Annotated in this window: 7 protein-coding genes; all 7 read right to left on the bottom strand. The window is 47.4% G+C overall.

The genetic code is table 11. The features are described from left to right. Positions 1 to 33 precede the first annotated feature (33 nt). Positions 34 to 1,071 carry an SGNH/GDSL hydrolase family protein gene (locus GC096_RS12035; protein ID WP_171630468.1) on the bottom strand — a complete coding sequence of 346 codons (1,038 nt, stop codon included), beginning with the start codon at positions 1,069 to 1,071 and terminating at the stop codon, positions 34 to 36. 33 nt (positions 1,072 to 1,104) lie between these two features. Continuing rightward, a complete protein-coding gene (locus GC096_RS12030) occupies positions 1,105 to 5,448 on the bottom strand; it encodes a chondroitinase-B domain-containing protein (RefSeq protein ID WP_246302721.1) in 4,344 nt (1,447 codons plus the stop codon). Between the two features lie 548 nt (positions 5,449 to 5,996). Further along, positions 5,997 to 7,805: a sensor histidine kinase gene (locus GC096_RS12025; protein ID WP_246302720.1), complete on the bottom strand. Its 1,809-nt coding sequence runs from the start codon at positions 7,803 to 7,805 to the stop codon at positions 5,997 to 5,999. Further along, positions 7,802 to 8,815 carry a response regulator transcription factor gene (locus GC096_RS12020; protein ID WP_171630467.1) on the bottom strand — a complete coding sequence of 338 codons (1,014 nt, stop codon included), beginning with the start codon at positions 8,813 to 8,815 and terminating at the stop codon, positions 7,802 to 7,804. The genes GC096_RS12025 and GC096_RS12020 overlap by 4 nt, the downstream gene beginning before the upstream one ends. A gap of 81 nt (positions 8,816 to 8,896) precedes the next feature. After that, on the bottom strand, positions 8,897 to 10,495 hold the full coding sequence (locus GC096_RS12015) for an extracellular solute-binding protein (protein WP_171630466.1): 1,599 nt from the start codon (positions 10,493 to 10,495) through the stop codon (positions 8,897 to 8,899). Between the two features lie 108 nt (positions 10,496 to 10,603). Further along, positions 10,604 to 11,482, bottom strand: a complete 879-nt coding sequence (locus GC096_RS12010) for a carbohydrate ABC transporter permease (RefSeq protein ID WP_171630465.1) — start codon at positions 11,480 to 11,482, stop codon at positions 10,604 to 10,606. A gap of 27 nt (positions 11,483 to 11,509) precedes the next feature. Further along, positions 11,510 to 12,424 (bottom strand): ABC transporter permease, encoded by a 915-nt coding sequence (locus tag GC096_RS12005; RefSeq protein WP_246302724.1) that lies wholly within the window; start codon positions 12,422 to 12,424, stop codon positions 11,510 to 11,512. Positions 12,425 to 12,840: the final 416 nt, after the last annotated feature.

Below are 12,840 nucleotides of genomic sequence, written 5' to 3'. Positions count from 1 at the left end.
CTGCCTCCTATTAAATCGTTTTTTATATGTTGATCAACCTTGTGCAGCCCGTAACTTATCCACAGTAGGTCGTAAAAACCCAGCCAATTGCTCCCCCATCCGACTATGTCCGTAATCCGAGGGATGAATCAAATCACTTGTCAAAGAAGTAAAATCAATCATAATCTGCGCCCCAACTAATAGGGTCAAATTCTCATGCTGACGACTCTCCACGTATCGTTTTAGCACCTCATTAAATTGCTTTTCAGCCACACTAAACGGATGTGTCGTATCATGAAAATACGTTGCCCGATTCGGATAGATCGTTGTCACAAAGATCGGTTTCGTAGGGTGATTGCGAATGATCCCATCCAATAAATAAGTGACGCGATGCTGAAATTCCTCGGTGCTCACGGTTCCCCTCATGTTGACGCCAAGCTCCAGATAGGCTAGGTCCCAATCCTCCCGCTCCGCCAAATGATCGGCCAATTCTGGCTCACAATAACATGACCCGCTGAGTCCTAGATTCAACACATCAATGTTAAGTCGGCGAGCTGTTTGCTGGACATAACCGTTATAATGACTCAACGCGCCAGCTCCTTGTGTAATCGACGAACCGTAGGCGAGCATGGTCAATCGCGGTATTTCTTGACGCTCAGGAGGCCTAATCGCGAAGCCATAAGCATCTATCTCATAAAAGATCGCTGTAAACCGGTCGCAATAGATACGCCACACGTTTGAAGTGAACGCGACAGTATCCAGTAACGTAGGCGGTACCTCAGCAAATCTTTCTGGTGCTTCCAATTGTAAAGTGGTGACGACGCCAGCCTTCAAGTCATATGCCGTATGGAACAAATCGCCTTTGAAGACGAGCACACGTCCATCTTTTTCTTGCGCAGCCATCGTCAGCTTGATGTTATTAGCCTCAGTCACAAAACGAATCTCACAGCCGCTAGACTCGGCAGCTTTAGTTCGGCCTTTTTCGGTTAGCGATTCACGAACCTGCTTGGGAAAACGTTGTAGCTTAAGACCAGGTAGATATGCTCTCGATTCCAACTCCGACACATTATGAAACGCTACATTCTCCAGCATCGCTTCTCTCCACGCTTTCTCTCTATGTTTGAATTACGGTGTAATGGTTGTGAAAATTAAGGTTGGCGCTTTGTTCAAGTCCGTATATTCTCTGGTATAAACCGTCGCTGGATTATCGTCAGACACCATCGATAGACGGAAGCTGAGTGTGCCATCACTTTGGGTCTGAACATACTTCGTCACATCAAAAGTCACATAACTGCCGGCGGTCACTGGAAGGTCACCTGCACCCACATCCGTAAATGCTCTAGCTGGTTGATTCGCCGCTGTGATGAGCGTTGGATCCCAACTATCCGTGGCAATCCCATGGAGCAATAGATCAGCACCTGCTTGTGCACTCGCGACATACAAACGCAGCTGAACCGTATCGACGGTACCTGACAAGGTCGGAACGGCTACTTTCATGTAACCCACTTGTTTCCCGCCATCCGTCTGAATGAGCATCGTTGTCGTTGTACTGTAGTTCGTATTCGCATTGGTCGATGTAACACTGTCCACATACGTATCTGCATCCACAACCTTCTTCGTTTGTGAAGGTGTTTTTACCGTGATGGTCAAGGCAGAGGACGTGAATCCGTTATACGATGCCGATACAGTAGCACTTCCTAATGCAACGCCAGTAATACCGCCACCGCTCGATACCGACACAACACCTGCCTGACTACTTGTAAAAGCAGCACCTGCCTCAGTTGCGTCTTCTGTTGATGAATCTGCGAAATGAGCCGTTACTTGAAGCTGCTTCACGCCACCCCCGAGCGCGATACTCGCAGGTACACCTGAGATGGTAATGCCCGTCATAGCTGGTGTAGCCGCAGTGATGGTATTACTTGCTGTTGTGCGATTCGCTTGGTCAAGCGCTTCAATTTTAAACGTATACGAAGTACCTGTCAGAAGCTCAGTTGCAGTATACGAGTTCTTATTAGCAAAAGTAGTATCGTACAGCACTCCGTTTCGATAAATGCGATAACCAACGATGTTCGTATCATCGTTTGCCGCTGGCCAGCTGAGCGTTACTTGCCGTGGAGTTACCGTTCCAAGCGATAACGGTGTCCCTGAGCTCCAGCTTGGTGCCGTGAGATCTGTCAGGGGATCAGCCGTATACTCATCTGCTCCGACATCCGGAACACCGGCTCTTGCTTCGCGCTCTACATCTTCCGTCACGAAGGACAGTGCGCCGCCACTGCCATAATTGCCAATCGAGCTGTTGATGGCCGGGCTGTTAGCTGCAAGCTTTTTATAAGATATGGATCTCAGTCGGTCATACTCACTTGAGGTCCAAAGCCATGCATAGTCAGCCTGACTTAAGTTCAACACCGCTTCTTTCATCATCGGATAAGCAACTTTCACTTCTGTTTCAGTAAGTGCAGCCGAATTCCCCGTAATAAGTGGCATACCCTGCTGTGGAAACATGATATTGCCAGACCAGCTTAAGCCTGGGATTGGCGTCATAATTTTAATAAGTTCTTGCTGACCGCCCACCACCACATTGTTGGCAAAAGTTACATTCTGCGGAGCCATGCCGTAACGCACAAATCCCAGCTCAATACCGCCTTTATTGTCCACGAGTGTGTTGTTTGCGATCATGATATTCTTGGCAATGTAGTGATTATTGCTTGGGATCGGCTGTGTCAGATTATCGTTATCTCCCGTCGTTAAGGCAATCGTCGCATCCCATTCTGTCCCTGTCAGCCCTTGAAAATAATTGTTATACACCTTATGATTCTGACCGTAAACCCGCACACCGCCTGTACCTAGCGTTCGACTGTCAGGGTTTGTTGGAAGCACTTCACGTCCATTTCCAATAAACATGTTGCCATAGACACTCGAACCGTTCCCCGATCTAAGAGACACTTCGCCTAAGGACTCAATGAAATAGTTGTAGCGAATGACATTGCCGCCGCTTTTGACTGAGACATATTCAGGATCACTATCCACATGGTCGAAAATGTTGTACTGAATCGTCGCATACGCATTCAGATGCACCAAATCCGTCACGCCAAGGCGGATGCCTTCCGATTCATTTTCCTGACGAGGCAGCGTATTGCGGAAAATATTGTACTCCACCACATCGTACTGGGTAATTTCATAAGTACCCGCAACGGTGTCTCGGTTGCCGTCGAAGAGAATAAACTTCCCGCGATCCTTTTTATTTTCCATCAAATTGTGGTCCACTTGGTTGTGATGTGAACTCCAACCATCGATATACACCCAGCTGGATTTGGTTGCATCCGTCGCTGAGCTTGGTGAATGAAAATAATTGTTCGTGATCCGCATATGGTTACAACCTGTAATTCGAATCCAATTCGAGGCCGTGCTGTCCATAACGAACGTCATATCTTGGATGGTGATGTAGGAGCTGTCTGTGAATTTGATGGGACCTGCGTTGAATACGGCCATTCCTTTGTTCTTTGCTTTGATCACGATCGGATTGCTAGCGTCGCCATGTTTGCCCGTGATGCTAAAAGTTGCATAGTTCCCATTCTCCAGCTCAATCACAGCGCCTGGGCTTGCTGCATTAATGGCTTGTGCAAGCTGGGTTGAGTTACTTACGGAAACAGGTGGATTCGCAATGGTTTGCGGTGTCGCTGATATAGCTGGCGAGCTATTCGAACCTTCACCCGCTGTATTCACAGCACTAACGACGAAATAATAAGTCTGACCAACTGATAAGCCAGTCACCGTGTAATTCGTTGCAGCGATTGGTGAAGCGTTCATCGTAGTGAAAGGTCCACTCCCACTGGACGCCATTTTCACATTGTAGCCCGTTGCTGTTGAAGATGCTGTCCACGTTATGTTCACGGCGCCAGTGCTCGGTAAGGATGTTGTTACATTCGTTGGGGCACTCGGTACTGTCAGTGATGATGTCGAGCCACTCGTTGCCGTAGCTGTAATATCGTCAAATGCCGTCGCACCCGCATAGCTGTAAAGACCGACTTGACCTGATGTGTAAGGGGCTGTGTCTGTTCCTGAAAGGACAAGTGTGCTGCCGTAATAGCCTTCGAGCTTCAGACTGCCATCCGTGTTTTGGATGACTTGCAGCTTCACGGGCAAGTAGCCGAGACTATCAAACGCTAGGCCCAGCGTCGTGTTCGTAACAGATACACCGCTAGCATTCGGAGTGCCTGCCGTTTGAGGCACGCTGATCTTCGAGCTGCCTGTTACCTTTTCAAGATAAAACTGATAGCTGGATGAGTTCTTCTTCATCGTAAAACGGTAATACGTCGCCGTTGCACCGCTGCCCGAGTATCTGGCGACAAGACCGGCGTAGGTGCTGTTCGCTCCTGTTATTTTGAGCTTCCCTATTAGGGTGAGGTCACCTGTCTGGATTGCAGGAGTCGTCGCTCCCCACTGGTCATTCGATAGGACATACGTAACGCCAGTTGTGGTGTCCGTTTGTTTGAGGAAGTGATTGAGTCCGACTGCGGCCGCCTCTTCCCCCATTTGCCAGCTTGTGCTGCCGCCGACAACGGTCTTCCAAGGCTGTGCACTAGTGGAAGCGCTACCAACTGGTGACGTGTAACCGCTAGTAGCATTGCCATAGCTTTCAAAGTCTTCCTTGGCCGTTTTGAGTTCCACTTGGATATCGTCAAAGGCTGTCGCACCCGCATAACTGTAAACGCCAACTTGACCGGATGTATATGGCGTAGTGTCTGTCCCTGAGAGGATGAGCGTGCTGCCATAATAACCTTGGAGTGTTAGACTGCCATCCGTGTTTTGGATAACTTGCAGTTTTACGGGCAAGTAGCCGAGACTATCGAAAGATGTGCTCAGCGTCGTGTTCGTGACGGAAACACCGCTAGCATTCGGAGTGCCTGCCGTTTGGGGCACGCTAATCTTCGTGTTGCCTGTCACCTTTTCAAGATAAAACTGATAGCTGGATGAGTTCTTCTTCATCGTAAAACGGTAATATGTCGCCGTCGTTCCACTGCCTGAGTATCTGGCCACGAGTCCAGCATACGTGCTGTTGGCACCAGTAACCTTGAGTTTGCCAGACAATGTAAGGTCGCTTGACTGGATCGTTGGTGTCGCTGCGCCCCACTGGTCATTCGTTACGACATACGTGATGCCTGTGGTTGCATCCGTCTGTCTTAGAAAGTGATTCTGTGTCGCTCCACCAGATGCGGCTTCCTCATCCATGGACCAAGTCGTGCTGCCTCCGACGACAGATTTCCACGGCTGGGTGCTGGTTGATGTGCTAGCAACTGGTGAGGTATAGCCGGATGTTGCATTGCCGTAGCTTTCAAAATCCTCTGTTAACGGCAATCCTGCTGCCGAGGCTGCAGGAGTAGGGATGATGGCCAGACACAGGGTTAACAGCAATAGTACGGATAACACGCCACTCACAAGCTTCCGTTTCTTAACCATCATTTCATTCATAAATATAAATTCACCATCCTTTTCATTGAGCTAAGACCCATTATAGATCGGTGTGAGGATGAAACATATGATCGAATTTAAGCAGTATTGTGTTTTTTTAAACAGGTGAGGGAACGTTGGTGCGCTATTAGTATGAATTCAACCTTTGTACGATGGTGAGGGGAACGTCGGTGCGCTATTTGCCTCAATTAACTGTGAATATGATGGTTTTGAGGGAAATAGCGCATCCTCGTTCCCTTCCGGCTATAAAAAGTCTGTTTTACCCGGAATAGTGCACCCTCGTTCCCCTTGGTGAAAGGACACGGCAAAAAAGCCCTGCCCCCTTAGTGGGGCAAGGCTTTGGGATTGGGGGGTGCTGGATGCTGTGTTGCTCGATTGCTGGGGTGCTGGGTGCTGGATGCTGAGTTGCTCGATTACTGAGTTGCTGAGTTGCTGGAATGCTCGGGTGCTGAGTTATTCGCTTGCTTAGCTGCTGACCTGCTCGGTTAAGCAGGCTCAATAAGCCTTGGCTAAGCCAAGGCCTGAGCAGCTTAATGCCCCCTTTCCCCTTACGTCCCTATATTCGGAAACCGAATATAGATCCGCGTACCAACGCCGAGCTCGCTTTCGATGCTCAGGCCGTACTGCTCGCCGAACACCAGCTGGATGCGGCGGTGCACGTTCATCATGCCGATGCCGCCACTGTTGCCGGCACCTTTATGCAGCTTCGCTTCCGCCAATTGATTGGCGCTCAGCTGCTTGTTTAACGAAGCTAGATGCTCCGGCGTCATTCCGACGCCGTTATCCTCGAGGACGATAATCAGATCATCGTCCTTCGTCCACGCATCCAGCCGAATATAGTGATGCTCCTCGATTCCATCCGCGAAGCCGTGCTGGAATATATTCTCGATAAGCGGCTGCAAGGTAAGCCGGGCCGTCTTCTTCAAGAAGAATTCCGGCGGAATTCTTACGTCCAGCTCGAACTCCCGCCCCACCCTGTGCTTCATAATCGTCATATAGTTCAGCACATGCTTGAGCTCATTGACAATCGCCGTCTCTTCGATATGTGTCTGCACCGAGTAGCGGAACATTGTGGCGATGGCATCCACAATTTCCGTTATTTCAGTGGACTGCTGAATGACGGCGTAGACGATAATATTTTCTAACGTATTGTATAGAAAATGCGGATTGATTTGCAGCTGCAACGATTGCAGCTCGGCCTTCTGTCGCTCTAATTCAGCGTCCTTCTTGCTGAGCTCCGTTCGATACAAGGTGTCCATTAATTCCGACAACGACACGACCATCAAATTGTAGCGTTGGATCAACTCATCCAGCTCATTCTTTGTTTGCAGCTGGGGGATTTTCACCCAGTTTCCTTTTTCCGTTTGGCGCATGCCATTTTTCAAAATTTGAATCGGCTTCGTAATAATCCGACCAAAACGATAGGATAACAGCAAGGCCAGCAGCAACGTAATGCCCCCTACCCAGAAGGAGGAGTAGCGAATGCTCGATAATGGCCGATTGATATCCGCCGTCGGAATCGACACCATCAGGTTCCATCCCGTATAAGCCGACTTCGAACTAACGACCAGGCGCTCTTCCCCAAACGAGGAATCTTTGAAGGATTTCAAGTCATTCCCTTCTATTTTCGCCATAAGCGCCTTGTTCACCGTCGTACCGATTCGCTGCTTGTCCGGATGATACACGATGCGCCCGTCATTATCGACAATGGCAAAAAATCCGCTCGGCCCCAAATTGATCCCCTTCCACAAGGTTGCGAACTCGTCCGCCTTAATCTCGATGGCCAAAATACCCTTGAACTCATTGAACACTTCGCCGTGAATTTTGCGGGCTAACGTGATGAACTGATTATTGCTCTCCGAAAAGACACTGTTGCTGATGATCGTCATGTTGCCGAGCGCATCGGTCTCTTTGTCCAGCTCTTCCATCGTAAAAGCAGGCACTGGATCTACAATTGATTTCAGCGCAGGGTTCTCATAATACACATAGTGATCGAAATAATCAGCTAAGTAAACGGTCATAATCTCCGGCGACTTAATAAAAAGCGGATTGATGACGTTATCCATCAAGTTGTCCGTGAATTGATAATACTCGTAATCGCCTGTTGGCGGGTCGTCGAGAAACTTTTTGACGGAGCTATTGGTGAAAAGCGACAGATGGGCACGCTCATAATTTTTCAAATATAAATCCGTATGATTGACCGCGTTCGATACAATTTCCGTTAAATGCTGCTCTGTTTGCTCCTTCAGCTTATTCGACGAAATATAGTAAGAGGAGAAACCGATCGACATGACCGTGATTAGAACGATGGCGGCCACATAGACGAAAATGCTGCGAGCTAACGATGGTTTCATCATTTGATCCCCATCATATGCCGGTATTCTAGCGGTGAGAGGCCTGTGACTTTTTTGAACATCCGGGAAAAATGCGGGTAGTTCTCATAGCCGATCTCATACGCGATATCGTTCGTGCGGTAGTGCGGCATTTCCAGCATCCGCTTTGCGAGCTCAATTCTTTTGGTAATGCGATATTGCACAAAGGTTTCCTTGAACACCTTCTTGAATAGCAAGCTCAAGTAAGGCGGCGTAATACCCAGATATTCGGCAACGTCCTCTAGGGAGAGACTATTGGTAATGTTGGCATCCATGTAAATCTTCGCTTTCTGCATGAGATCCTGACCACCTCGCTGCAGCGCCAACTCATCAATCATCTTCATGATCTGCTCCTGAAGCTGCAGGAAGTAAGCCATCATATCCGTTGTATCGGTTATCTCTTCGGTTTTGGGCTGAAAGCTGCGAAGGGATAATCGCTTTTTGAGCATGGGCAGGCAATCCTGCAGCAGCTGAATGAACTCAGAATCCGAGGAGGAGGCCGACTTGCAATACAACCGCAATTCCTCCAAATGCGCCTCTACTGCATCAATTCGCAGCGTCCAGATGGCCTCTACAATTTTCTCAATCCAATCTTCATACTTCGAAATGGATAAAATCGCATGACCGCTCTGTGAAATCAGCTTCGTCAGCAGATCATGGATTTTGACCGGCGTAAACGGTTTCAATAAATATTCTTTGACCCCATAAGACATACCCGCCTGGGCATATTCAAAGTCCCCGTAACCGGAAATAATGACTTTCTGGATTAACGGATATTTCTCATGCACCTGCTTGCATAACTCAAGTCCATCCATTTTTGGCATCCGAATATCTGTAAACAGCAGCTGCGGCATCGATTCCTCGATCATTTGCAACGCCTTTACTCCATTACTCGCTGTGCGTATCGAATCAAATTTATGTGCATGCTGCTTCAACATAATAACCATACCTTTTAGAATAAGCGGTTCGTCGTCTACGATCAGAATTTGCTTCATCCAGCCGCCCCCCTTTATGGCAAAAAACATTTATCCTCAACCCGAGAATAAATGCTTTCCACCCAATGCACAAGCTATTTTTTAGTCGCCCATCACGACGCCGTCTTTTTTGTTGTAACGCTCTGTTGCTTCCTTGATGATTTCATTTCCACCTTTGGCTTTCCAATCTTCCAACGCTTTCGGCCAATCGGAGATCGGCTCCTTGCCATACACCATTTTCAGCATGTGGTCGAGAATAACTGGCGGCATGTCGGAGAATTTCAGACCCGCATCTGTAAACTTCGCCGTCGTTGTAAGCTCCGGTGCAAAGGAGATTCCGTTTCTTCCCTCTTTGGTCACGATGGTGTCAAATTGTGTGATTAGCTTTTTACCATCTTCGGTTGTGTTCAAAAGTGTTCTATTCAGCGCTGTATCTTCCACAAGTCTCAGCATGACAGAGCGGAACTGCTCTTCAAGGGAGCCTTCTGGTGTCGTCGGTTGTTTGTAAACGACTTTATTATCTTGCATCGTGTACGTGTCGCCTTCAATTCCGAAGTTAAAGAATCGATCGCCCGCTTCAGTTACCATGTAGTTCATCATTTTCACAATCGCGATGGCTTTCTCCTTGCTGACCTTGCTATTAATGTAGGATAATCCGCCTGTGTAGCTGTATTTCATCATGCCGCCCTTGCCATCATCACCGACTGGAGACGGAATAATGATCACTTCCGATTTGGCATTAGCAGGCTTCGTTGTACTAATCCAGTTCATCAGCAGGTTTGCGTTGTGATTCCATACTCCGGATTTACCAGCATTGATGTTGTTCGTCCATTTGTTACCGTCAAGACTTGCGAAATCCTTCGCCATCAAGCCTTCATCGTACATCGTTTTGTAGACCGTCAGTGCTTTTTGCATCGCTTCTACTTTGAAAAATTTCGGGACAACTTGATCGCCAATTTTCTCGAACATCGTACTATACGGCATAACATCATACGCTCCGAAAATCACATCAGAATAAACAAAATCTTTCCGGAAGGCATACGGTTCAACAACACCGTTTTTCTTCATAGCACGCAGTACGTTGAGGAAATCGTCTACCGTCTTCGGAACTGGGAGCCCTGTTTGATCCAGCAAATCTTTACGGATAAATGTGGAGCGACGGCTAGCATTGGACAAATATTCAGGAATGGCATAGATTTTGCCGTTGTACTTCACTTCGTTCCACGCTTGCTCGGGAATCGCTTTCAATAAATCTTTGCCATATTCTTTGAGAAGATCATCAAGCGGCATGAACAATCCACCTTTGATCGCTCCGCTCATATCTGGCCCTTGCGGGAACATCCCTTGAATCGTGTTCATGACATCCGGCAGATCCGTGCTGGCAAACATCAATGCCGTTTTCGGTTTGAACTCCGCATGTGGCACAAGACGAAGGTCGAGTTGCGTATTCGTTAATTCGCCTAACTTTTTCACCCATTTATCATTGTTGATGTCTGTGCTGCTGAGTGCATATTTATTTAAGGAGTCACTTAAGGAGATGGAGATTTTCACCGGTGCTTGCGCTTTTGCGGAACTTGCAGGGCTTGCAGGATTTGCTGGGCTTGCACTAGTTCCAGTCGTACTCGTTGAAGAATTGGAGCAACCCGCGATAACCGCAACCATAAGCGTTGAGACGAGACCCGTTTTCAACCAAGCTTTCATTGTATATCCCCCTAGTCGATATGTTGTTGATTCGTGATCATCTTATCGTGAAAGAAAAACTTGGAACATTGTGTTTTTTAAGCTCAGTTGATCTTTATTATACAACTTTTACGATTTTATCGAACCGATTAACATCCCTTTAATGAAATGCTTTTGCAGGAATGGGTACACGAGCATGATCGGAATCGTCGCAATGACGATGACGGCCATCTTCAGTCCTTCGGGCGATAAATTAGCAATATCCCCTGCTGTATTGGCTAAATCGGAGGAATCGGTTACGACAAATTCACGTAATTTCACTTGAAGCGGGAACAGCGCACGATTGTTGATAAAATAGAGCGCATTCGAATAGTTGTTCCACAACGCCACCGAATAAATGATACTCATCGTCGCCATCGCTGGCTTCGAAAGCGGCAAAATAATGCTCCAAATCGTACGAATCTCACCAGCACCGTCAATCCGTGCGGACTCGATCAGCTCACCTGGAATGGATAGGAAGAATGAGCGCATTACGAACAAGTTAAACGCACTGATCGCCCCGGGCAGCATTAATGCCCATAAGCTATCCAGAAGGCCAAGATTACGAACTAGCAAGTAATTCGGGATTAGCGGAGCATGAAATATCATGGTAATAAGCACGAGCAGCAAAATATATTTGCGCTCACGATATTCATTTCTAGACAATGGATACGCTAAGCTTGCCGTCATGATAAGACTGATCAGCGTTCCGCAAACAGTAATAATTACGCTTACACTAAAAGCGCGCCATATCGGGATTTGCTTCAGAACCGTTACGTAGTTATCCACCGTGAATTGAACAGGCCATAATACAACCTTCCCCGCACTGAGTGCAACAGGTCCACTGAAAGACTGAGCAATAATATTTAATATCGGCAGCACCATGATTAAGCTGATCAGAATGAGCCCGATTGGATTCAATATGGATATAGGGCTTGATTTATGCAGGGCTGACTTGCTCTTAGACATACCTAGGAGTCTCCTTTCTTCGATAGGTTAGTATAGGCCTTCGCCGGTTGCTTTTTTGCTGAACATATTAGCGGTTACGATAAGAACGAACCCGATCACCGACTTAAATAGGCCAATGGCTGTTGTGTAGCTGTATTCACGCTGAATGAGCCCCACGCGATAAATGTACGTATCCAAAATGTCCCCTTGCGAATTATTCAAAGGATTCAAGAACACGAATACGCGTTCAAAGCCTAAATCCAGAAAATTACCAATTTGCAACAGAAAGAGGATCGTAATCGTCGTTAAAATACTCGGAATCGTAATCGCCCATGTTTGTTTCCACCGTGTTGCCCCATCAATTTGCGCTGCTTCGTACAAGTCTGGATTAATCCCGCTCATCGCTGCCAAATAAATAATGGTACTCCAGCCCGCATCGCGCCAAACGCTTGAACTGACGATAATAGTCCGGATAAAGGAATCCTCACCCATAAAATAAATCGGTTCATGTCCGAACAGCGTCACGATATAGTTGACGACCCCGCTTGTCGGATTTAAGATTTCGATCACAATGCCGCCAACCACCACCCAAGACAGAAAGTGAGGTAAGTACACGGCCGTCTGGACGAAACGTTTGAAAAGCTGGTTGCGCAACTCGTTCATCATTAACGCCAATAGGATCGGGATCGGGAAGGCGAAGAACAAGGTGTAGAAGCCGATCGCCATCGTGTTTTTTAAAATGCGCCAGAAATCCGCGTACTCGAACATGCGCCGGAAATTGTCCAAGCCCACCCAATCGCTTTTCCATATCCCCGTGAAAATACTGTAGTCCTGAAAGGCCATCACGGACCCCGTCAGCGGGATATATTTGAAGATTAAAAAGTAAACAATGCCCGGAATCGACAGCAGGTACAGCACCTTGTAGCGATTGTAGTAGGTCAGTAACCCTGATTTTCTCGCCATTTGCTCTTGAGGCCTGCTCAGCTCTTGCTTAACCTCTGAATAGCTCATCTTCTCCATCACCCTATCGTCGTTGTTATGTATGAAGTGTACCGTAGGCGGCGAGAAAGAGGCATACCGTGAATTAAGGGCACTTATCTTTTTTTAATATTTCCCTCTACTTATTCCGCCATTTCCACCATCCGAGCTCCATTGCTTCACCTTAGTCATTTGAGTAGCTTGCGTTTGAAGTGACTGCCCCCCCATTGCTTCTCCGCCGAAATAACTGGATTTTCTCCTGCTAATTTCGCTCATTTCGCCTGGCAAATAGGATTAACTGGATAAAGTACATCTAAATTTGGCCATATGCGCCCTATGGAGCTAAATCAGCTGAATTACCTACATGTTTTACATCTAATTGGTGGAATGAGGGATTTTCG

Source organism: Paenibacillus plantarum, from assembly GCF_013141695.1.
In the GTDB taxonomy this organism is placed as follows: Bacteria; Bacillota; Bacilli; order Paenibacillales; family NBRC-103111; genus Paenibacillus_E; species Paenibacillus_E plantarum.
Note: the sequence above shows the minus strand (reverse complement) of the source record. Positions and strands in the feature narration are given on the sequence as shown.